Origin of the sequence: Palleronia abyssalis, from assembly GCF_900302445.1 — a bacterium.
GTDB classification, from domain to species: domain Bacteria; phylum Pseudomonadota; class Alphaproteobacteria; order Rhodobacterales; family Rhodobacteraceae; genus Palleronia; species Palleronia abyssalis.
Genome location: NZ_ONZF01000005.1, coordinates 181,246 through 202,581 on the forward strand (window position 1 = coordinate 181,246; position 21,336 = coordinate 202,581).

At 63.5% G+C, this 21,336-nt stretch carries 22 protein-coding genes and 1 pseudogene; 10 read left to right on the plus strand and 13 right to left on the minus strand.

The annotated features are described in order from the left end of the window. The first annotated feature begins 20 nt into the window (after positions 1 to 20). The 6 genes from PAA8504_RS12870 to PAA8504_RS12895 all read left to right on the plus strand — a co-directional run bounded on the left by PAA8504_RS12870 (position 21) and on the right by PAA8504_RS12895 (position 6,203). Entirely contained in the window at positions 21 to 701 is a 681-nt protein-coding gene (locus PAA8504_RS12870) for an SURF1 family protein (RefSeq protein WP_108894590.1), read from the plus strand. A gap of 2 nt (positions 702 to 703) precedes the next feature. Further along, the gene (thrC, locus tag PAA8504_RS12875) at positions 704 to 2,083 is read left to right on the plus strand and encodes a threonine synthase (RefSeq protein WP_108894591.1); all 1,380 of its coding nucleotides are present in this window, start codon (positions 704 to 706) and stop codon (positions 2,081 to 2,083) included. After that, complete coding sequence (locus PAA8504_RS12880) at positions 2,080 to 3,342, plus strand: M16 family metallopeptidase (RefSeq protein ID WP_108894592.1); 1,263 nt, start codon at positions 2,080 to 2,082, stop codon at positions 3,340 to 3,342. The genes thrC and PAA8504_RS12880 overlap by 4 nt, the downstream gene beginning before the upstream one ends. Further along, a complete protein-coding gene (locus PAA8504_RS12885) occupies positions 3,342 to 3,926 on the plus strand; it encodes a GNAT family N-acetyltransferase (protein WP_108894593.1) in 585 nt (194 codons plus the stop codon). The genes PAA8504_RS12880 and PAA8504_RS12885 overlap by 1 nt, the downstream gene beginning before the upstream one ends. A gap of 70 nt (positions 3,927 to 3,996) precedes the next feature. Then, on the plus strand, positions 3,997 to 4,812 hold the full coding sequence (locus PAA8504_RS12890; protein WP_108894594.1) for an MBL fold metallo-hydrolase: 816 nt from the start codon (positions 3,997 to 3,999) through the stop codon (positions 4,810 to 4,812). Next, positions 4,809 to 6,203, plus strand: a complete 1,395-nt coding sequence (locus PAA8504_RS12895) for an FAD-binding oxidoreductase (protein WP_108894595.1) — start codon at positions 4,809 to 4,811, stop codon at positions 6,201 to 6,203. Before PAA8504_RS12890 ends, PAA8504_RS12895 begins: the two co-directional genes overlap by 4 nt. A gap of 4 nt (positions 6,204 to 6,207) precedes the next feature. On the opposite strand, the gene PAA8504_RS12900 is transcribed toward PAA8504_RS12895, so the two are convergent. From PAA8504_RS12900 to PAA8504_RS12920, 5 genes are all read right to left on the minus strand, one after another. Beyond that, complete coding sequence (locus PAA8504_RS12900; RefSeq protein ID WP_108894596.1) at positions 6,208 to 7,014, minus strand: ABC transporter permease; 807 nt, start codon at positions 7,012 to 7,014, stop codon at positions 6,208 to 6,210. Continuing rightward, positions 7,011 to 7,865 (minus strand): ABC transporter permease, encoded by an 855-nt coding sequence (locus PAA8504_RS12905; RefSeq protein ID WP_108894597.1) that lies wholly within the window; start codon positions 7,863 to 7,865, stop codon positions 7,011 to 7,013. The genes PAA8504_RS12900 and PAA8504_RS12905 overlap by 4 nt, the downstream gene beginning before the upstream one ends. Positions 7,866 to 7,975: 110 nt before the next feature. Further along, positions 7,976 to 8,695, minus strand: coding sequence for a transporter substrate-binding domain-containing protein (locus PAA8504_RS12910; protein WP_108894598.1), 720 nt, complete (start codon positions 8,693 to 8,695; stop codon positions 7,976 to 7,978). Between the two features lie 119 nt (positions 8,696 to 8,814). Next, positions 8,815 to 9,603: an ABC transporter ATP-binding protein gene (locus PAA8504_RS12915; protein WP_108894599.1), complete on the minus strand. Its 789-nt coding sequence runs from the start codon at positions 9,601 to 9,603 to the stop codon at positions 8,815 to 8,817. Between the two features lie 39 nt (positions 9,604 to 9,642). Beyond that, complete coding sequence (locus tag PAA8504_RS12920; protein ID WP_108894663.1) at positions 9,643 to 10,089, minus strand: tellurite resistance TerB family protein; 447 nt, start codon at positions 10,087 to 10,089, stop codon at positions 9,643 to 9,645. A 141-nt stretch (positions 10,090 to 10,230) separates the two neighbouring features. On the opposite strand from PAA8504_RS12920, the gene PAA8504_RS12925 reads away from it, so the two are divergent. Continuing rightward, positions 10,231 to 11,043 (plus strand): MipA/OmpV family protein, encoded by an 813-nt coding sequence (locus tag PAA8504_RS12925; protein WP_181375794.1) that lies wholly within the window; start codon positions 10,231 to 10,233, stop codon positions 11,041 to 11,043. A 70-nt stretch (positions 11,044 to 11,113) separates the two neighbouring features. On the opposite strand, the gene PAA8504_RS12930 is transcribed toward PAA8504_RS12925, so the two are convergent. Together PAA8504_RS12930 and rpiA are read right to left on the minus strand one after the other, a co-directional pair. After that, the gene (locus PAA8504_RS12930) at positions 11,114 to 11,707 is read right to left on the minus strand and encodes a hypothetical protein (protein WP_108894601.1); all 594 of its coding nucleotides are present in this window, start codon (positions 11,705 to 11,707) and stop codon (positions 11,114 to 11,116) included. Positions 11,708 to 11,758: 51 nt separating this feature from the next. Further along, positions 11,759 to 12,544, minus strand: coding sequence for a ribose-5-phosphate isomerase RpiA (gene rpiA / locus PAA8504_RS12935; RefSeq protein ID WP_108894602.1), 786 nt, complete (start codon positions 12,542 to 12,544; stop codon positions 11,759 to 11,761). 158 nt (positions 12,545 to 12,702) lie between these two features. Between rpiA and PAA8504_RS12940 the strand changes: the two genes are divergently transcribed. Continuing rightward, positions 12,703 to 14,076: an L-serine ammonia-lyase gene (locus tag PAA8504_RS12940; protein WP_108894603.1), complete on the plus strand. Its 1,374-nt coding sequence runs from the start codon at positions 12,703 to 12,705 to the stop codon at positions 14,074 to 14,076. A 15-nt stretch (positions 14,077 to 14,091) separates the two neighbouring features. On the opposite strand, the gene PAA8504_RS12945 is transcribed toward PAA8504_RS12940, so the two are convergent. Next, complete coding sequence (locus tag PAA8504_RS12945) at positions 14,092 to 14,748, minus strand: thiamine diphosphokinase (RefSeq protein WP_108894604.1); 657 nt, start codon at positions 14,746 to 14,748, stop codon at positions 14,092 to 14,094. A 125-nt stretch (positions 14,749 to 14,873) separates the two neighbouring features. Here PAA8504_RS12945 and PAA8504_RS12950 point away from each other — a divergent pair, with 125 nt between their 5' ends. Both PAA8504_RS12950 and PAA8504_RS22520 read left to right on the plus strand, forming a co-directional pair. Next, positions 14,874 to 17,147: a hypothetical protein gene (locus PAA8504_RS12950; protein WP_108894605.1), complete on the plus strand. Its 2,274-nt coding sequence runs from the start codon at positions 14,874 to 14,876 to the stop codon at positions 17,145 to 17,147. Positions 17,148 to 17,538: 391 nt separating this feature from the next. Continuing rightward, positions 17,539 to 17,712: pseudogene (locus PAA8504_RS22520) on the plus strand (type I methionyl aminopeptidase); the annotation flags it as partial. A 393-nt stretch (positions 17,713 to 18,105) separates the two neighbouring features. On the opposite strand, the gene PAA8504_RS12960 reads toward PAA8504_RS22520, so the two are convergent. The 5 genes from PAA8504_RS12960 to nthA form a co-directional block, all read right to left on the minus strand. After that, on the minus strand, positions 18,106 to 18,330 hold the full coding sequence (locus PAA8504_RS12960) for a DUF2842 domain-containing protein (RefSeq protein ID WP_108894606.1): 225 nt from the start codon (positions 18,328 to 18,330) through the stop codon (positions 18,106 to 18,108). A 3-nt stretch (positions 18,331 to 18,333) separates the two neighbouring features. Continuing rightward, on the minus strand, positions 18,334 to 19,626 hold the full coding sequence (locus tag PAA8504_RS12965) for an adenylosuccinate synthase (protein WP_108894607.1): 1,293 nt from the start codon (positions 19,624 to 19,626) through the stop codon (positions 18,334 to 18,336). Between the two features lie 84 nt (positions 19,627 to 19,710). Continuing rightward, the gene (locus PAA8504_RS12970; protein WP_108894608.1) at positions 19,711 to 20,001 is read right to left on the minus strand and encodes a nitrile hydratase accessory protein; all 291 of its coding nucleotides are present in this window, start codon (positions 19,999 to 20,001) and stop codon (positions 19,711 to 19,713) included. Next, positions 19,998 to 20,669 (minus strand): nitrile hydratase subunit beta, encoded by a 672-nt coding sequence (gene nthB / locus PAA8504_RS12975; protein WP_108894609.1) that lies wholly within the window; start codon positions 20,667 to 20,669, stop codon positions 19,998 to 20,000. The genes PAA8504_RS12970 and nthB overlap by 4 nt, the downstream gene beginning before the upstream one ends. Beyond that, a complete protein-coding gene (gene nthA, locus PAA8504_RS12980; protein WP_108894664.1) occupies positions 20,666 to 21,271 on the minus strand; it encodes a nitrile hydratase subunit alpha in 606 nt (201 codons plus the stop codon). Before nthA ends, nthB begins: the two co-directional genes overlap by 4 nt. Between the last annotated feature and the right edge of the window lie 65 nt (positions 21,272 to 21,336).

A 21,336-nucleotide genomic window follows, 5' to 3' on the forward strand; every position in this document is an offset into this window, starting at 1 on the left:
CTTTATCCGTTGGAGGTAGCATGACGCGTTGGATCGGGCTTGCCATCCTTGGCATGGGCGGGATCGCACTGCTGCTCGCCTTGGGTCTTTGGCAGGTCCAGCGGCTTGAGTGGAAATCTGCACTTCTGGCCGAGATAGAAGCAGGCATCGCCGCCGAGCCTGTTTCCTTGCCAAACGACATCGATCCGGAAGACGACCGCTATCTGCCTGTACGCGTCTTGGGTCGGACCACGGGCGACGAGTTGCACGTTCTGGTTTCGACCCGCCGCACTGGCCCCGGCTATCGCTTGATCGCACCCTTCGAGACGGACGGGCGACGTGTGCTGGTCGATCTGGGCGTTGTCCCGACCGCCGAGAAAGAGCCCCTGCGCACGGGGCAATCCACCACTGTAACCGGCAACCTAAATTGGCCGCGAGAGACCGACAGTTTCGTCCCCGACCCGGAGCGTGATCGAAACATCTGGTTCGCCCGGGACGTGGACCTGATGGCCGATGCCCTGGGAACCGAACCCGTGCTGATCGTTGCCCGCACGCTCGATCCTCCGGTGCCGGGTGTCACGCAACTGCCCGTGTCAGTCGAGGACATCCCGAACAATCACCTTCAATACGCGATCACATGGTTTTCCATGGCGCTGCTCTGGGCGGGGATGACAGTGCTTCTGGGCTGGCGTATGGCAAGTCGTACCAGCGATAAGGCGTGACGATGCAATATGTTTCGACCCGCGGGCAGGCCCCTGCGCTCGATTTTGAACAGGCGATGTTGACCGGCCTCGCGCGGGACGGCGGCCTGTACGTACCCGCCGAAATCCCTAGGCTAAAGCATTCCGATATCCTCGATCTCGCTGGTCGACCGTACGAGGAAATCGCGTTGCGCGTCATGCAGCCCTTCACCGACTTTGGGGAGGAGCGGCTGGGCGACATGATCGTGAAGTCCTATGCCGGGTTCGGCCACGACGCCCGCGCCCCTGTGAAGCAATTGGGCGCGAACCACTTCCTTCTGGAACTGTTTCACGGACCTACGCTGGCTTTTAAGGATTTCGCGATGCAGCTGATCGGTCAGCTGTTCCAAGACGCGATGACCCGGCGCGGGGAGCGGATCACCATCGTCGGCGCCACCAGCGGCGATACGGGAAGTGCGGCTATCGAGGCGTTCAAGGGCCTCGACGGGGTGGAATGCTTCATCATGTATCCGCATGGCCGCGTCTCCGAAGTTCAACGGCGGCAGATGACGACGCCGTCCGAGGTGAATGTCCACGCTTTGGCCTTGCACGGGGATTTCGACGATTGCCAAGCCGCCGTGAAACATATGTTCAACGACCATGCGTTCCGGGACCGGGTGGGGTTGACCGCCGTCAACTCTATCAATTGGGCGCGGGTTCTGGCGCAGGTCGTCTATTACTTCAGCGCGGCGACCGCGTTGGGCGCGCCGCATCGGCCCGTCAGCTTCACCGTTCCCACCGGCAATTTCGGCGATGTGTTCGCCGGGTGGATTGCCAAGCGGATGGGGCTTCCGATCGACCGGCTGGTCATCGCGACCAATAGCAACGACATCCTGCACCGCACGATGGCCACGGGAGAGCACCGCAAGAATGGCGTTCACCCTACGATCAGCCCGTCAATGGATATACAGGTCAGCTCGAACTTCGAACGTGCGTTGTTCATGGCGTATGATCGCGACGGTGCCGCCATTCGGACGCTAATGGAAGAGCTTCGAGCCGAAGGCGGTTTCCCGGTCAGCCAAGGTGCCCTGCAGGCCCTGCGCGAAGACTTCGGTTCGGGTCGCGTGTCCGAGGAGGAGACGGCCGCCACCATCCGCGACATCCATGCCCGGACGGGCGAAACCTTGTGCCCTCATTCGGCCGTCGGCGCGAAGGTGGCCGAGGCGCATCTGGGGACCAGTCCCATGGTCACGCTTGCGACCGCGCACCCCGCGAAGTTTCCCGACGCGGTCGAAGCGGCGACCGGCGAACGCCCGGCGCTTCCGCCCCGCATGGCCGATCTGTTCGACCGCAGCGAGCGGATCACCGAGGTGCCGAACGATGTCGCCCATATCCAATCCCTGATCGAAGAGCGCATTTCGTGAGCGTATCCCTACACACCCTGTCGAACGGCATGCGTATCGTGACCGAACATATGCCGGGCCTGAAATCCGCAAGCGTCGGCATCTGGGTCAACGCGGGCGGCCGGCATGAGCGGCTCGAACAGAACGGCATCGCCCACTTCCTTGAGCATATGGCATTCAAGGGAACGAAGCGGCGCAGCGCGCTCCAGATCGCGGAGGAGATCGAGGATGTCGGCGGCTATCTGAACGCTTACACCAGCCGCGAAATGACGGCCTATTATGCCCGCGTCCTTGAAGCGGATGTGTTTCTGGCGCTGGATGTCATCTCTGATATCGTCCTGAATCCCGTGTTCGACCCCAAAGAGATCGAGATAGAGCGCGGGGTGATCCTGCAGGAAATTGGGCAGGTCCTCGATACGCCCGACGACATCGTCTTCGATTGGCTGCAAGAGGCCGCCTATCCCGATCAACCGCTTGGGCGGTCCATCCTGGGGCCTTCGGAACGCGTCGAGCACTTCACGCGCGACGACCTGTCTACATTCGTGAAAGAGCGGTATGGCCCGGGCGACCTGATCCTGTCGGCCGCAGGGTCTGTCGACCACGACGATATCGTGCGTTTTGCCGAAATGACATTCGGCCATCTCCAGCCGCGGCCCGGGGCGACTCCGACACCCGCACGGTTCATCGGTGACGAACGCCTCGAAAACAGAAAGCTGGAGCAGGTGCACTTTACGCTGGGGTTCGAGGCACCGTCCTACCGCGACCCGATGTTCTACACCGCCCAAATTCATGCTAGCGCCCTTGGCGGCGGCATGTCCTCGCGCCTGTTCCAGGAACTGCGCGAACGCAGGGGCCTGTGCTACACGATCTTCTCGCAGGCAGGCGCCTATGACGACAGCGGGATGATGACGATCTATGCTGGTACCTCGGCCGAAGAAATCGGCGAACTGGCCCGCGTGACCGTGGACGAGATGAAACGCGGTGCCGACAGCTTCACCAGCGCCGAGGTCGAGCGCGCGCGTTCGCAACTGAAGGCGGGTCTCCTCATGGGGCTGGAAAGCGCGTCGGCTCGGGCCGAGCGTTTGGCCCGACTTCTGGCAATCTGGGGCCGGATCCCGACGCTTGAGGAAACGGTCGCGCGGATCGACGAGGTGACCCTCGACCAGGTACGTACGTTCGGGGTTCAACAACTCTCTGGTGCCGGGTTGGCGATGGCCCTCTATGGACCGGTCGATAACGCCCCAAGCCGGGAAGAACTGGCCGAGCGACTGGTTGCGTGATGAAGCTGACCCGGCGCCGGCTGAAGGTCGAAACCGACCGTCTGACGCTTCGCCAGCCTGAACATTCCGACTTTCGGGCGTGGTCGGATTTGCGCCAGGAGTCTGTCGATTTCCTGCAGCCGTGGGAGCCGACCTGGGCACCGGATCACCTGTCGCGAAAGAGCTTCACGAACCGGGTGTATTGGGCCCAACGGTCGATCCGAACCGAAAGCGCCCTTCCATTGTTCATGTTCCGGCGCACGGACGGGACCCTCGTCGGCGCGATCACGTTGGACAATATCCGACGGGGTCCGGCCCAGTCGGGTACGTTGGGGTATTGGATCGGACAGGCGTATGCGCGGCAGGGTTTCATGCGCGAAGGGATCGAGGGTCTGGTTCATCACGCATTCCACCGCTTGGACCTCAGCCGGGTGGAAGCGGCCTGTCTGCCCGAAAACGTGGCCTCGCGTGGGGTGCTGGAAAAGTCCGGCTTCAAATACGAGGGCGTGGCCCAATCCTATCTTCAGATTGCCGGGCGGTGGCGGACGCATGTCCTGTACTCGAACATTCGGCCGGATCGACGCGGCCGCACGGATGTGGGGTGACGACCCGACGCAGAAGCGGCGCTGGATTGCCGGGGCGGGGATCGCTAGCATCAGGGTAGGAGGTGCTGCCATGTTCCGGTTTGCCGTCTTGGGTCTTTTGCTTCAACTCCCGTCCTTGTCCGCCGCGCAGGAACGTCAAAGCCATTGCATCGCGATCGCTGATGCCGCGCCGGGGATCTCGTATGTCCAGAACGCGTCGTGGGGTCAGCCGCTTGAGAATTACACCGTTCGGTTGTCCTATATCGACCATTCGATGTTCCTGATCGAAGCCCCCGACGGCGGTACTGCGGTTACCGATTACAACGGGTTTTTGGGCTCGGTTGATTTCGTACCTGATGTCGCCACGATGAATCGGGCGCATTCCTCGCATTGGACGATCTCGCCCGACCCGCGCATTCCGAACCTTCTGGAGGGATGGGGTGATGGCGTGTCGCCGAACCTGTATCAGCTTGAATTGGGTGAGATGTATGTCCGCAACGTTCCGACCGACATCCGGTCCGGGTTTGGAGGTGCCGAGAAATACGGCAATTCCATCTTCGTGTTCGAGGTTGCGGGGCTGTGTATCGGGCATCTTGGTCACCTGCATCACGAGCCAGATGACGCGCAATACGCCGCGCTGGGGCGGCTTGATGTCGTGATGGCCGCCGTCGATGGCGGTCTGACCGTGGATCTTGCGACGATGGAGCGGACCCTCGACCGTCTGAGATCATCCATCGTCATCCCGATGCACTGGTTCGGACGCGGATCCCTCGACCGATTTATCGGTGACATTTCTGACAGCTTCGATGTGGAAGAGCGGCAGGAGAGCTTCATCGAGGTCAGCCTGCGCAGTCTTCCGGATCGTCCGACGGTGGTCGTCCTGCCGCCGCTGTTCTTGTCGGAATGACGCCGGACTGGCTTGATGACCTTCGCGCCACCCTTCCAGACGAGGCGCTGCGCGAGGTGGGCGACGCCTATCTCGCCGAACCTCGCGGCACTTGGCGCGGGAGCGCGGGCGCGGTCGTCGCACCGCGCAATGCTGAGGAAGTATCGCAGGTCGTTCGGTTCGCCGCTGCCCGCGGCATTCCCATAGTCCCCTGGGGCGGGGGGACCGGACTGGTCGGCGGCCAGACCATGCCCGACGCCGCGCCGATCCTTCTGACAACTGAACGCATGCGCGCCATCCGCGCGGTTCACCCGGCCGAGAACGTCCTTATCGTCGAGGCAGGCTGTATCCTGGCCGATGTGCAGTCCGCCGCGGCCCAAGCGGATCGTCTGTTCCCCCTGGCATTGGCCAGCGAGGGCACTGCGCGGATCGGGGGGCTGTTGTCCACCAATGCGGGCGGGGTGAACGTCCTGCGCTACGGCAATGCGCGCGACCTTTGCCTGGGGATCGAGGCCGTGATGCCCTCGGGCGAGGTATTCCGGGGGCTGAGGCGCCTGCGCAAGGACAACACAGGTTATGACCTGAAGGGACTACTGATAGGGGCGGAAGGGACCTTGGGGATCATCACCGCCGCAGCGTTGCGCCTCTTCCCACGTCCGGTCAGCAGTGGGACGTCGATGATGGTGGTTCCCGGCCCCGAAGCCGCCCTCGACCTTCTGTCAATGGCACAGGCATCGGGCGGCGTGTCGGCGTTCGAACTTATCTCAGGGCAGGGGCTGCGATTCCTGGCCGAGACCGACCTGCCTGTCCGCCCCCCCTTCGACGAGGTGCCGGAGTGGAGCGTCTTGATCGACCTGGGACTGGGGCCGGGGGGTGATCCGCAGAAGCAACTTGAAACCCTGTTCGCCGAAGCGTTCGACATAGGACTGGTCAGCGACGGGGTCATCGCGCAAAGCGAACAGCAGCGCCATGACCTATGGGCGGTGCGCGAGACCATTCCCGAGGCGAACAAGCGTGTCGGGGCCATCGTCTCGAACGACATTTCCCTGCCTCTGTCGGCGGTCCCGGACTTCATCGAGGGATGCACTATCCGCCTGCGGCGCGAGGAGGACCTGCGGATCAATTGTTTCGGGCATCTTGGCGACGGGAATCTTCACTATAATCTGTTCCCGGTCGAAGGCCGGACCAAGGCCGATTATGCCGGCCGCGCAGCGATCCTGCGCGAGATCGTGGACGAAGAGGTCGCCGCGCGCGAAGGCTCGTTCTCGGCAGAGCATGGCGTGGGACGTCTGAAAGTCGGCGTTCTGGAGCGGTACGGCGATCCGACCAAGCTTGCGGCCATGCGGGCGATCAAGGATGCCCTCGATCCCAAGGGAATCATGAATCCGGGGGCTGTGCTGCGCAGCCGCTGACCTCCTAGCGCATGAAGTTGGGGCGCAGCCGCATGCGCTTCTGGCTTTCGCGGGGCAGGTGGCGATTCAGTCGTTTCGACGCGGCGGCGAACAGCCCCACGATGCACAACGTCAGCAGGATGAAATAGCCCGCAAGGATCGGGTAGGGCACGAACGGGTTGAAGGTCTTGTCCGCGAAATAGCTGGCGTAATAGAGGGCGTCGCCTTTCTGCTGCCAAGCTGGAAAGCCCGAGAAGAAGACCAGCGTTGTCGCGTGGAAGAGAAAGATCGCCTCGTTCGTGTAGGCGGGCCATGCCAGCCGCAGCATGGTGGGAAAGGTGATGCGGCGGAACTTGGTCCAGCCGGTCAGGCCGTAGGCTTCGGCCGCCTCCATGTCGCCGCGGGGGATCGCCCTCAGCGCACCATAAAAGATTTCGCCCGAATAGGCCGCCGTGTTGCAGAACAGGACGATCAGCGCCCCCAGCCATGCGGCCGTGAAGGGATCGAAGACGGATGAGCTGCCTTTCAGGGACAGGAACGCGAAATAGGCGAAAAAGAATTGGATGAAGAGCGGGGAGCCCCGAAAGATCAGGATGAACCACTCGGCTGCCTTTCGGGCAAGGATGATCCGCGAGGCCTTTCCCATGGCCAACGCCGTCGCCAGGAAAAAGCCGAGTGCCAGAGCAACTATCGCAAAATAGACATTCCAGATCAGGCCCGACCCGATCAGGGTGAATTGCTGGCACAGGGTGAAATCGTCCCGGGGTAAAAGCCGTTCACCGATGCCGACCGCCCTCAGGGCATAATCCTGAACAGTTTGCCAGCAGCTCATCTGGCGACCGCCTGTCCGGCCGTCAGACGCGTCATCAGCCGATCAAGAACGACCTCGGACACGCGGGTCAACGCCAGGTAGAAGATCAGCAGCGCCAAGAAGTACCACATCCGCCAGTCGCCATGGGGATAGTCGGTGAAGCCGGGGGTCTTGGTGCCGCCAAGCTCGCGCGCCCAATAGACGATATCCTCGATCCCCAACAGAAACAGCAGGGGCGTCGCCTTGATCAGGACCATCCACAGGTTCGATAGCCCGGGCAGCGCATAGACCCACATCTGCGGAACGACGATGCGCCGGAAGGTCTGCGCCCGGGACAAGCCATAGGCCGCGGCCGTTTCAAGCTGCGCCTTCGGCACCGCCATCATCGCCCCAAAAAGGACATTGGCGGCGAACGCTCCGAAAACGATCGCGAAGGTGACGATTGCGATGGCAAAGCCATAGACTTCGTGCATCCATTGCGGTGCGTTGCCCGACGGGGTCTTGGCGGCCGCGCAGACGGCGAATTCGGTCCCTTGCCGGATCGGCTGCGTCCAGTCCGGGCACACGATCTGGTGGCGAAGGTATTCGATTCCCTGATCCAGCGCGATGACGAAGAACAAAAAGAAGGCGATGTCCGGAACGCCGCGAACGATGGCGATGTAAGTCTTGCCGATCATCCGAAGCGGCGGGATGCGAGACCGAGCGGCGACGGCGCCGCCTAACCCGAACATCAAGGCTGTAGGAGCCGTGATCGCCAGAAGTAGCAATACCGTCCCGAACGAGCCGTAGAACGCCAAGTGCTTGCCGGTGGTCAAATAGCAGACCAGCCAGGAAAGTCCGTCAAGCGTCGCGGGATCGGTACAGTCGAACAGGGGACCTAACCTCCGGCCGCGCCAATCTGGTCATGGACCTCAGGGCGGTGGGCCAAATGGAAGACCAAGGCGAGCCCGCTTCGGGGCGGGCCCGCCTTGGCAGACATCGTTCAGAACGTTGCCGATTCCGGCAGCCATTTTTCGATCAGCTCGTTCAGCGTCCCGTCGTCTTTCATGGACTGGATCGCCGCGTCGAACTGTTCGGTCAATTCGTCATCGGAGTCGCGCAGGCCCATGCCGATCCCGCCGCCCAGAAGAACGTCTTCGCCGACGAACTGCATTTCCGAGTTTTCGACCAGCGGCACGAGGAACGCCTTATCGGCCAGCACCGCGTCGGCCTCGCCGTTGCGCACCGCGGCTGCGGTTTCCTCGGGGGTGGCGAATTCGACCAATGTCGCGCCGTCCATCGAAGCCACGTGGCTGGCCTGGATCGTGCCGGTCTGCGCCGCGATCACGCCGCCCTCGAGGTCGACATCGCCCATGGCGGCGAAGGACGAGGGGTCGGGCTGGGTGTAGGGCTGGGTGAAGTCGATCACCTCGTCGCGCTCGTCGGTGATCGACATACCTGCGATGATGACGTCGTAGTTGCCGGACTGAAGGTTGGGAATGATCGAGTCCCACTCGTTCGTGACCCATTCGCAGGTCAGCTCGGCCCGGGCGCACAGCTCGTCGCCCAGCTCACGCTCGAACCCGGCGACCTCGCCGTCGTCGTTCAGAAAGTTGTACGGGGGGTACGCCCCCTCGGTTCCCAAGCGGACCGTGTCCTGCTGGGCCAGGGCCATCCCGGTCGACAATGCCAAGGCTGCGGTGCCTAAAAGAAGCGTTTTCATTTTATCTCCCATTTTTCATTGGCGCGATGCCGCGCGTGCGATGGCCGTCAGGGTTACGGCAACGGGCCCGGTTGGCAAGCGCAATGGGCCGCCCGGACGCTGGGTCAAGTCCGGTCTGCCTAAGCCGGAACCGTGGATGACAGAAAACCGCGCAGACGCGCGCTTTCCGGCTGAGAGAACAGGCGTTCCGGCGGGCCTTCCTCTTCGACCAGGCCTTGGTGAAGGAAAATGACGTGGTCCGAACAGTCGCGTGCCATATTCATGTCGTGCGTGACGAGGATCATGGTCCGGCCTTCCTCGGCCAAGGCCTTGATGACGCGCACGACTTCCTGTTCCAGTTCCGGATCCAGTGCGCTGGTCGGTTCGTCGAACAGAAGCGCGCGCGGCTCCATCGCAAGGGCGCGGGCGATGGCGGCGCGTTGCTGCTGCCCGCCCGAAAGCTGGGCGGGATAGCGGTCGGCCTTGTCGCCGATCCCGACCTTCTGAAGATAGCCGCGTGCGGCGCCCTCGACCTCGGCGCGGTCGCGTCTTAGAACCTGAACGGGGGCCTCCATGACGTTTTGCAGGATCGTCATGTGGGACCATAGGTTGAAGGACTGGAACACCATGGAAAGGTTGGTGCGTATGCGCGTGACCTGCTTGGGATCCGCCGGACGACGGTCGAGGCCCTTGCCCTTCCAACGCACGGGCTCGCCTTCGAACGAAATCTCGCCCTGCTGGCTGTCTTCCAGAAGGTTGCAGCACCGCAAAAGCGTGGATTTTCCGGATCCAGAAGACCCGATGAGCGAGACGACATGCCCACGAGGTGCGGTCAGGTCGACACCCTTGAGGACTTCGAGATCGCCATAGCTTTTGTGCAGGTCGCGGATCGACAGGACAGGCGCGGTCACGGAACCTCCGGTTTGCATCCGGGGAATAAGGGCGCAGCATGGGCCGGAATGCAAGTGTCAGGCGGGGCGGCGATCCTCGACCCGGCGACGGGCCATGTTGCTGTCGCGATCGTTGACGCCAAGCATGGGCGCGATCATCCGCATCAGCGAGTCCTCTTCCTCATCCCGGTGACCGTCGGCCAGAACCACGTCCCACAGCGCCTCGATCACGCCGATCCGGTCGTCATAGGGCACGCCGTCCTTGATGGCGCGGGTGAAGCGAACGGTATCGGGGGCCTCGGTCTCGACCAGTTCGGCTTCGGAGCGAAGCGCGCGTGCCTCGGACTGCGACAGACCGTAGCGGGTTGCCAGAGACCGATCGATGCGATCCTTTTCGGCGCTTTCGTAGACGTCGTCGGCGCGCGCCAGCCGCACAAGAAGCGCGGCAAGTGCCAGGCGGGCATCCGTCTCGGGCATCGGGTCGGGCGCGGGGTCGGTCAGACGGCGTATGAGATCAGCAAACATGCCCAGCGATATATGCGGCTGTTGCAAAAACGCAAATCACGGGATGTTTTCTTGGCGATAAGCAACCACAGGGCGATGTGCCTGTTGTTCGGCAAGTGAATGCCCTATGTTCGGGGCAACTTCTGGATTTCGGACGGATTCATGCTTTACCGCTTCGCCACCGCCGCAACGTTGAGCCTTCTGGCACCTGCTGCCTTCGCGGGCGATCTGACCCTGCCGATGGCAGAGCCCGCGCCAGTGTATGCCGCCCCAGCCCCTGCTGCCTCGCCGAACCTGGTTTTCACCTTGTCGGGCGGTATAGCCGTCAAGCCCGAGTATTTCGGGTCCGAGGATTATACAGTCGGCCCCAGCTTCGGGTTCGGTCTGAACTTCGTCGATATCGGACCGGTCAACTTCGGATCGGCCGACCCCTACTATCAGGCCGAGGGTTTGGGACTGCGCGGGTCGTTCCGCTACGTCGACGAGCGGTCCGAAGATGACAGTCCCGAACTGGCGGGCCTCGACGATGTCGACGAAACCTACGAACTTGGGCTTGGCGTCGGATACCAATCGGTTCGGTTCGATGCGTTCTTGGACGTGCGTTACGGGATCGGCGGCCATGAGAGCTTCGTGGGCGAGGTCGGCGCCGATGTGAAGGCGAACCCGTCCGAGCGTCTGACGCTGTCTGCGGGTCCGCGCCTGTTGTTCGGGACGGACGACTACGCATCCACCTACTTCGACGTGGACGAAGCGACCTCGACGCTGTCCCAATACGACGCGGATGGTGGTCTGATGACCGCCGGCGTCGAAGTCGGCGCAAAGTACCGGATCACCGACAATTGGGGCGTCCAGGGCGCACTGACCTATGACCGCTTTGTTGGCGATGCCAAGGATAGCCCCATCGTGCAGCAGGGCAGCGAAGACTCCTACGGCCTGAGCGTCGGTCTGACCCGCCGGATCACCTTGGATTTCTGAGAATTTACCGTACTATGCGGTGCTGGCCGGTCCCTTCGCGGGGCCGGCCTTCTTCGTTCCGCGCTCGGCTTCAGACCGGTGGAAGGCTGCCGTCCGCACTGACCCCGGCAAGGTTCGCCGTGGGAGTGCCGTCTTCAGCTTGCTGGACGAACAGGATCGCCTGGTCGCCGGCTTGAAGCTGTCGGTCGGGATCGGGGCCGAAGGACGTGATCGGAGTTCCTTCGGGAACGATCACACGCTCTTCTGTGCCGTCATACTCGACATTCAGGACCCGGCCGTCGGACGCGCTTTCGACTTCGCCCACAGTCGCATTCGTCATCAGGCTGTCTTCCGTCAGGTCCCAGGCCCGCTCGCCTTCGCCCGTGCCCCGCATGGTTTCCGGGAACACGTTGATCGAGATCGCAACCTTTTCCCCGTCTTCCTGCCGAGAGGGGATGGACAAGAAGTCGCCGGGGCCAACATCTTCGGGGGCGATCTGCCGATATACCATCACCATGAAGTTCTCGGCCATCTCGACATCATAGGTCTGGGCACCGGTCGTCTCGATCGAGATCGTGCTGTCCTCGATGGACAGGATCTCGCCGCGCAAATGAACGGTTTCCTGCGCCAGTGCGGGCGTCGCGAGGAAAAGGGTGGCCAGTAGGGGGGCGAAGCGGGGGATCATATCGTCTCCTGTGTGATTTGCACAAGTCAACGACGGCCGACTACGGGAAGTTCAGTCCCCCAGATCGGCAAACAGGTTTTCGTCCTCGTCGAACTCGATCACATCCTCGGACGAGCTGCCGTTGTTTATGTCCTTCACCTGCACCCGGCCGTTTCCATTTCCGGTCACGACGATGTCGCAGATGTCGATGAACAGCCCGTTTTCCACCACGCCGGGGATCTGGTTCAAAACCAGCGCCATCTGCCGTGCGTTGCCGATGCGGCCGAGGTGGAGATCGAGGATGTGGTTCCCCTCATCGGTGATGTAAGGCGCGTTGCCGTCCATCCGCAGCGTGACCTTGTCGCCCATCACGTCCAGCGCAGCGATGGTTTCCTCAAGCAGGGCCTTGGTGGTCTGCCAGCCGAAGGGAATGACCTCGACCGGCAGGGGGAAGGCGCCCAGCGTCTCGACCTGCTTGGTGCGGTCGGCGATCACGATCATCCGGTCCGACGCCGTGGCGACGATCTTCTCCTGCAAAAGGGCGCCGCCGCCGCCTTTGATCAGGTTCAGTTCGGGATCGTATTCGTCGGCCCCGTCGATGGTCAGGTCCAGCCACTTCGCTTCGTCCAGGGTCGTGACCGAAATGCCGACATCCCGCGCCAGCTCGGCCGTGCGGATCGAGGTCGGCACGCCGGTGATCTTCAATCCGTCCTCGACCAGTTCGCCCAGGCAACGGACCAGCCATGCGGCGGTCGACCCTGTCCCGAGGCCCACGCGCATCCCGTCCTCGACAAATTCGCAGGCACGCTTGGCGGCGACGAATTTCGCGGTGTCGATGGCAGAAAGCTTGGCAGGCATGGTGGCGGACCTTTCGCGCAGGTTTGGGCAGGTATAGGCGCAAGGGCGACCCCGCGCCAAGGAAAACCGGCCCGATGACGGTGCCTGATCGGGAAAGGTCGCTTCGCGAACGGTGCCCGGTCATAGGTGTGACATCACCGAAAGCGAAAGGAGCACTCATGTTCATTTCCGTCCTCGACCTTTTCAAGATCGGTATCGGCCCGTCCTCGTCGCACACGATGGGGCCAATGGTGGCAGCGAAACGGTTCCTCGACCTGTTGCGCGGGTCTGCTTTCGAACCCGCGGGCATTTCGGTCAGCCTGCACGGCTCGCTGGCCTTCACCGGCAAGGGGCACGCCACGGACCGGGCTGTGATCCTTGGCCTCGGGGGGGTCACGCTAAATGATTACGACGCGGACGCGGCCGACGTGCTTCTAACCCGCATCGAGACGGAGCGTCGCGTCACACCGGAAGGTTTGCCGCCCCTGGCCTTCGACCCCCAGAAGGACGTGATCTTCGACTTCGACCGCTCCATCGAGGGGCACGCGAACGCGCTGGAATTCTTCGCCCGCGATGCCGAGGGCGACGTTGTGCTGCGTCAGGTCTATTTCTCGGTCGGGGGCGGTTTCGTGCTCAGTGAGGCCGAGTTCACCGACGGCACCGATAGCGATGACGGCCCGCCTGTGCCGCATCCCTTCCGCAGCGCCGAGGATATGCTGAGGATGTGCCGGGAAAGCGGCCAAAGCATTGCCGAGTTGAAGCGGGCGAACGAACATACCAGGGCTTCCCGTGCGAAGGTCCATGATGGCCTTGCGCGGATCTGGACCGAGATGAACGACTGCATCGACCGCGGATTGGCGGCCGAAGGCGTATTGCCCGGCGGCTTGGGGGTGAAGCGGCGCGCGGCGGCCCTGTCCGAAGGGCTGATCGCCGATCGCGGGCGCAACCAGCCGCAGCCTCATCAGGCGATGGATTGGCTTGCCGCCTACGCGATGGCGGTGAACGAAGAGAACGCCGCGGGGGGCCGGGTGGTGACGGCCCCGACGAATGGTGCGGCAGGGGTGGTGCCCGCCGTGATCCGCTACTGGCTGGACCACGTGCCGGGGTCGAGCACGGCGAAAGTCCCTGAATTCCTGCTGACCGCAGCGGCGATCGGGGGGCTGGTGAAGCACAATGCCTCGATCTCTGGCGCGGAATGCGGGTGTCAGGCCGAAGTGGGCAGTGCCGCGGCAATGGCCGCGGCCGGGCTGTGCGCCGTTCTGGATGGCACGCCCGAGCAGGTCGAGAACGCCGCCGAAATTGCCTTGGAGCATCACCTGGGCATGACCTGCGATCCCGTTCGGGGGCTGGTCCAGGTTCCGTGTATCGAACGCAACGGCATGGGCGCGATGAAGGCCGTTGGCGCCGCTTCACTGGCATTGCGGGGGGACGGGACGCATTTCGTACCACTGGACGCGGCGATCGAGACCATGCGCCAGACCGGCCGCGACATGAGCGAGAAGTACAAGGAAACCTCGCTCGGCGGGCTGGCGGTGAACGTCCCGAACTGCTGACCGGTGAATGCGCCGCTAGGGCGCGGGGAACAGACGGGACAGGACCAAGTCGCGCATCTCGCGCGGCAGAAGAACGCACAGGCCCGGCGCAGTCAGGGTGACCGGCCCCGTCACCTCGTTCGAGGTTCCGATCCGTCCCCATGGCGCAAGCTCCAGTCCGTCGATGGGCCATCGCAATCCTGTCGACCGGCCTGTCGTCGCGCCGAAGGGAAAGAGGGAAAGTCGCGTACCAACGGGAAGGTCTAGGGTCAGTTCATCCGGCGCAACGAAAGCGACGTCATGCGGCCCGACCAACAGGCACCTGGTCCGGCGTCGCACCAAGCAGGCCAATGCCGCCAGCGTGTGATCGACCCGCGCGCCAAGGAATCCCAGGCCCAGGATGCCCGGCGCCTCGATCCGCTGCAGGCATTTCTCGAAATCGGTGCTGTCTTGTTCGGCCACGTGATGGAGGCGATCGCAAGGAAGCGAATTTAGAAGCGAATCGGGAACTGAATCCATGTCGCCCATGACGGCCTGCGGCAAACGACCCGCCGCAATTGTAGACGCGGCCCCACCATCCGCTGCCACAAGACACGGCGCCCGCGAAAGGGCCCATTCCAGGTCCTGCGAGTCCACCGGAGCCCCGCCAACAAGGGTGATGAGGGTGTCCGACCGTACGACCGGCGCGATCATCGTTTCGTGCCCTGCCACAATTCAGCCGTGAAAAGATGCATCATTTTTCCAAGTTCTGTTAATTTTGCAGAACCATTGCGTGGTAGATCATAGCAAGCTGGACTGTAACAGAAAGCGAGCGTCCGATGGTTGGATCGAGCAAGATTCTGACGGTGTCTTACGGGACGTTCTCGTGCACTCTTGAGGGGTTCGACAACCCGTTCGGCACGATGCAGTCCATCGCGGAGTACTTTCGCGATCTCGCGGCAGAGGATCGGTACTTCGGGGCCGAACCACCGCAACCAGACGCCCAGATGCTTCATCAGATCGCCGAGCGCGAGGTACGCCGACGGGTCGAGGCGCGCGTTGGCGACAGCGGGGTCGTCCTTCGCCAGATGGCCGAGGAAGCTGCGACCGATGAGTCTGCGCCGGAAACGCAGAACGCGGCGCCTGATCCGCAGACTCCCCCCGCGCAGGACGCTGCCGTAGCGCCTGAAGCCGAAGCGTCCCAGTCCGAAACCGTGGCCGAACGTCTGGCGCGGATCCGGCAGGTGGTGGCAAAAGCCCGAGCCGAGCGAACGCGCACCTATGAGGAGGATGAGCCGGTCGAAGACACCGACGACGATTCCCTGCTTTCGGCCTTCGCAGCCGCCGAGGATGCCGAGCCCGCCGAAGAAGATTCCCCTGATTACGCTCTCGAAACGGAGGTCAACGACGACAGCGAACCTGCTGATACTGCGTCGCACCTTGCTTGGAGTGATGGCGGCGGCGAAACCGACGGGGGTGATGCCGACCCGCAGGACATCCATTCCTCACAGCCCGTCGACACGCCTCCGGGTCCCGAAGCCGCCCATCAAGTCGGTGACGCGACGACCGCAACCGTTGCCGCTGGCTTGTCCCTCGACCCGGCTCAACGTGCGGCAGACGTTCCCGCCATCGGGCACCTTTCATCAGATGCACACGAACCGGCGGCCGAACCCGAGGTTCCGGTCGCAGAGGTCGTAGACGACAACGGAAAGTCCGACGGCTACGCCACGCCCAAACAGTCGGCCGGCGATCCCGAACCCGCTTCGCCCGGTGAAGGCGCGTCCGATGCAACCCCTTCACTGAATGCGCCGTCCACGGCCAAAGCGGAAGAAAACGTCGGCGACGATATCGACAGTATTCAGGCCGCGCTTGCAGAGGCCGAGTCGCCGGTCCCGCCCGAGCGGCACGACAGCTACGATACGACGACAGATGCCGAGACGGACGACTTCGTCGAGATCGAGATGGAAGACGAGACCGGGGCCCCCAAGATCGTCAAGATGACACGGGCCGAGTTCGAGGCGGCCTTGGCGAATGGCGATATCGAGGAGGTCGAGGACGAAGAGGAAACGGCCGTGACCGTTGGCAGCGACGCTACGGACTCGACGGAAGACACCATTCGCGGTTTGCTATCGGACACGCAACTCGACGATGCTCAGGCGTCGGAACTGGCTGCCGAACTCGCTCAGATCGAGGGCGATGAAACGGCCCCGGGCAAGCCCGAGACGGAACAGCCGCAAACCGTTGAACCGGTCACCGAAGCGGACGAGGAAGCCAGGCCGGAAGACGCGCAACCTGAGTCTCTGGAAGCCGAGACTGCGTCTGACAATGCAGAAGCGGCCGAGAGCGGGAATGAAAACGAACCTGCGCCCTACACGGGCAAAGCCGAAAGTGCAGAAGCCGCACCGTCCGATCCCGGCGATCGCACCGTCACCCGCCTGATCGACGAAACCAACTCGCAGATGGGCGAGCCCGAGGGAAACCGGCGTCGTTCGGCAATTCAGCATCTGCGTCGCGCGGTCATGGCGACGCGGGCCGACTCAAGGCTGCGCAACCGCAAAGACAAAGCGGATGCCTCGATTGCCCCCTATCGGGATGACCTTGAACAGGCGGTCAAGCCCCGCCGCCCGCAATCCGGGTCCGAGCGGCACGAGCGGCCGCAAAATGTTCTGGACCACCCTTTGAACGGACCTCTTGTCTTGGTGTCGTCGCAACGCGTCGACCTGCAGCGCGAGCCGGTCAAACCCGTCCGCCCGGTGAGACCTGCGATCAAGGCGGTGGAAGCCGAAGCTGCGGCATCAAAGCCCAGCCCGGCCCCTGCCGAGGACTCGGCCAGCTTCGAGGAGTTCGCCAGGAAACTCGGTGCGCACGATTTACCGGACCTTCTTGAAGCGGCGGCAGCTTATTCTCAGATCGTCGAGGGACAGGAGGGCGTGTCCCGCCCCGCCCTCATCCGGCGTGCCGCAACGGCGAGCGGTGGCCAGATCAGCCGCGAGGATGGTCTGAAAAGCTTCGGGCAGCTGCTGCGTACCGGACGCATCCGCAAGGTGCATCCGGGGCGCTTCGCTTTGGCGGAAGGTGCCGAAATGGCCGAGAAAGCCCGGGCCGTTCACTGATCGTAGTTCTCACAATGAGCTGTGCGTACTTTCGGGCAACGGACACTTGGAATGTACCGCAGCGGACGTTTACGCTGGCATCTTACGCCCTGGTGAGGAAATAATTCGCCCAAAGGTTTGGTGCATTCCGATCGACGGCAATGTAGGTTGCCGTAAGTGCACGGGGCTGGATATGACGATCACGCAGCGATGTGAGTTGGACGGTTCGGAGCGGATCAGCCGGATCGTCGCGAGCGCATTTAAATAACCGCTGCCCCTGAGCCCGGTGCCGGGTTGGACGAGATCGGGCGCGGGTCGCTGTATCGCGAAGGGGGCCGTATCCTCCCCCCGCTCGGTCTACGATTTTCCGAGAGCGACCTGCATCAGAGTCGACTAAGAAACCGCGCATGGTGTTCCGAGCGGCCGGACCATCGCTGCCGGGGACCTGGTGAAAATCGACGTCTCGGCATCTAATGACGGGTGTTTTGGGGATGCCGGGGCGACATTTCCCGTTCTTGACGTCAGTGCCCCACTGGATCGGCTATGCCGCAACGGAAGGCGCGCATTGAGTTTTAGCCTTCTGTAGGTCCGCCCTGGCAATCCGCTGGCGAACGTCAGTTGGGCAATCGGCCGGTTCGCGTTTGGGCGCGGGTATACTCTGATCCGCAACCTTGCGCGCAATGGTATCGGCCGTTCGCTGCATGAATAACCTCAGGAAATTCCGACTTGGCCGACACGGAGGGACCGCCGCCGCATCGGTAGCGGCATGGTTCTAACCCGTCGAGCCGTTCCTGTCCAAGGTAGGTGTCTGGGCGGAGAGCGGGCCGATGACAGAGCCTTTTACAGTGAACCCCGCGCCCCGGTCGTGCATGAGGAGCATACCGTGGTCGCGACGAAGCGAGGTGCGATGGTTCTGATGCTCCCTGGGCGTAGGGTGAGTGGCCCCGCTACAAGCTTCTGCGGGGCCCGGGTATTCGCCTCAATCGTTTCGCTTGTCAGGGTCGTCCTGACCGACACCCAGGAATACGTTACGGAAGGGCAGGGCCCAAGCGATGCCCAAAACCATGTAGACGAGAAGCTCGACCAGGATCGGCGGTCGGCCGAAGGTCGTCATGATCGAGCTTGCCAGGACAATCCAAACCGGCAGACCCAGAAGCAGGATAACGAGGGACCAGCGACGCTTGGCCTTGTGGGAGAGGGCCATGGCTCAGTCCCGGAACGGGTCGGTGACGAGGATGGTGTCGTCCCGTTCGGGCGAGGTCGACAGAAGCGCGACCGGGCAGCCGATCAGTTCCTCGATCCGGCGGACATACTTGATGGCACCGGCCGGCAGGTCGGCCCAGCTGCGGGCGCCTTCGGTCGAATCCGTCCAACCCTCCATCTGCTCGTAGACCGGCTTGCAGCGGGCCTGAGCCTCGGACGCGGTGGGCAGGTGATCGAGGTGCTGTCCGTCGAGATCGTAGCCGGTGCAGATGCGGATCGTCCCGAACCCATCGAGCACGTCGAGTTTCGTCAGCGCGATCCCGTGCATGCCGTTGATGGCCGCCGTCTGGCGCACGAGGCAGGCATCGAACCAGCCACAGCGCCGCTTGCGGCCTGTGGTGGTACCGAATTCATGGCCGCGGGTGCCCAGACGTTCACCGTCCTCATCATGCAGTTCGGTCGGGAAGGGGCCTTCGCCGACGCGGGTGGTATAGGCCTTGACGATCCCGAGGGTGAAATCCACCGCATCCGGTCCGAGACCCGAACCGGTCGCCGCTTGGCCAGCGATGACGTTCGAGGATGTGACGTAAGGGTAGGTTCCGAAGTCGATATCCAGAAGCGCGCCTTGGGCCCCCTCGAAAAGGATGCGCTTGCCGGACTTCTTGGCGCGGTCGAGTTCGCGCCAGACGGGTTTGGCGTAGGGCAGGATCTGTGGCGCGATCTCTTGCAATTGGGTGATGAGGTCGTCGCGGTCGATGGGCTCGAGGTCGAGGCCACGTCGAAGCGCGTTGTGGTGGACCAGCGCCCGGTCGACGCGCCCGGCCAGTGTGGCCGCATCTGCAAGGTCGGCGACCCGGATCACGCGACGGCCCACCTTGTCCTCGTAGGCCGGGCCGATGCCGCGTCCGGTGGTTCCGATCTTGGCGACCGTGGTCTGCCCCTCGCGGGCGCGGTCAAGCTCTCCGTGGAAGGGCAGGATGAGGGGGGTGTTCTCGGCGATCATCAGCGTATCGGGCGTGATCTCGACGCCTTGGGCGCGAATCGACTCGATCTCTTTCACCAGGTGCCAGGGGTCGAGGACCACGCCGTTGCCGATCACCGACAGCTTGCCCTGTCGCACGACGCCCGAAGGCAGGGCGTGCAGCTTGTAGGTGGTGCCATCGATGACCAGCGTGTGGCCCGCGTTGTGCCCGCCCTGGAAGCGCACGATCACGTCGGCGCGCTCGCTAAGCCAGTCGACGATCTTTCCTTTGCCCTCGTCACCCCATTGGGCGCCGATCACCGCGACATTGGCCATCCCGGACCTCCTATAGGTTCAAACGTCGCGCTTGTAGCGGGCGGCGGGGCGAGGGGCCAGCCCCTCGCGCTCCCCGGGGTATTTTCACAAGGATGAAGGGAGATGGACGGGTTGGCCATGCGGCGTGGCCTCGTAGGCCTCCGCCCAGGCGGCGCGGAGTTGGGCAAGGGTGTCGGTATCATCGGGTAATAGGGATTCGAGTGCGTCGATCCAGGCCGCGTAGTAGTCGTCTGGCGTCTCTATCGGACGGTTTGCGATCTGTTGGGCAAAGGCCTCGGTCCAATCCGGCCAGGCGATATACCCCTGATCTGCGAGGTGATGTGTCAGCGCAAAGGCCTGCGCGTGCCACGGCTGGTCGAAGGGTGGTTCGGTCATGCGGGTTTCAGGTAGCTTTGCCAGAGATCGAGCATGACCTCGTCCCCCTGTGTGGCATCGGGGCCCCAGAGGTCGCGGGCGGAGAACGCGACGGTGTAGAGCGGTTCCGGCCCCTCGCCCAAGGCATGGGCATTGGTGTCGGGAAAGACGTGGGAGCCGTGGCTGGCGATCACGTTGCCAATGTGTCCGGATGCGTAGGCCGGGAGTCGGGTATGGCCGCCGGTAATACGGTCGTTGCGGGGTGGGCGCCTAGTCGCCACTGCGTCACCAACAGCGAAAGCGGGGGGCGGGCCCCGGCGGTCGGTGGGGGCACCCTTGGAAAGGACATCGGGGACAGTGTCAGATGCAAGCCGCTTGCCTGCCAAGGGGGAGAGGGCTGTTTCACCGCCTTCAAGCTCGGCCCGGGTTATGGTTTCCGTTTCCACCAGGAGGTCGGTCAGCGCCGCGACCCATTTCTCGTAGTAGGTGAAAGTGGCGTAGTCGGCCGGGGCGAGGCGCTCCCGCGCGTGGCGAGATCGGTCGAGAGTCCATTGGCCCAGGCTGCCCGACGCCAACGTTAAAGCGAGTGCGCGCGCGTGCCAGGCTTCGGCGAAAACGCGGGCGCCCTCAGGCTCGGGCGTCACGGGACCGTCGCCGAACCTGCCGCCCATGTCGTGAATGCGGGTCATGGGCGCCGTGCCTCGCCGCAGCCGATCATAGAATCGCGGGTGACGAGGGTCGCGAGATCCTCGGGCGACCAGCCTTCCGTTCCATTGGGGCGGCGGGGGATCACGAGATATCGGATTTCGGCGGTCGAGTCCCAGACGCGGACCTTCGTGCTGTGCGGCAGCGTTACGCCGAACTCGGCCAACACGCCTCGAGGTTCTCGCACGGCCCGGGCGCGATACGCGTCGGATTTGTACCAGCCGGGCGGAATGCCAAGAAGGCTCCACGGGTAGCACGAACACAGCGTGCAGACGACCATGTTGTGGGTGTCTTCGGTGTTTTCGACCGCGGTAACGTGTTCGCCCTGTCGGCCGGTGAACCCCATTTCCGCGACGGCGGAGGTGCCGTCCGACAGCAGGCGGTCGCGGAAGGCGGGGTCGGTCCAAGCCCGCGCCACCACTGCGGCGCCGTTCCGGGGGCCGACCTTGTGGGCATAGGTGTCGATAATGGTATCGAGCGCGGCCGGGTCGATGAGGCCCTTGCGCGTCAGTAGCGTTTCAAGCGCCTTGACGCGGAGGGCGGGCTCGGACGGAAGCAGGCTGTGGGCGTGATCGTCGTGGGGCATGGGCAGATCATGCGCCCCGATCAGATGGCTTGGCAAGCGCGGGTTGCGCCGGGCGCGTGTTCCCC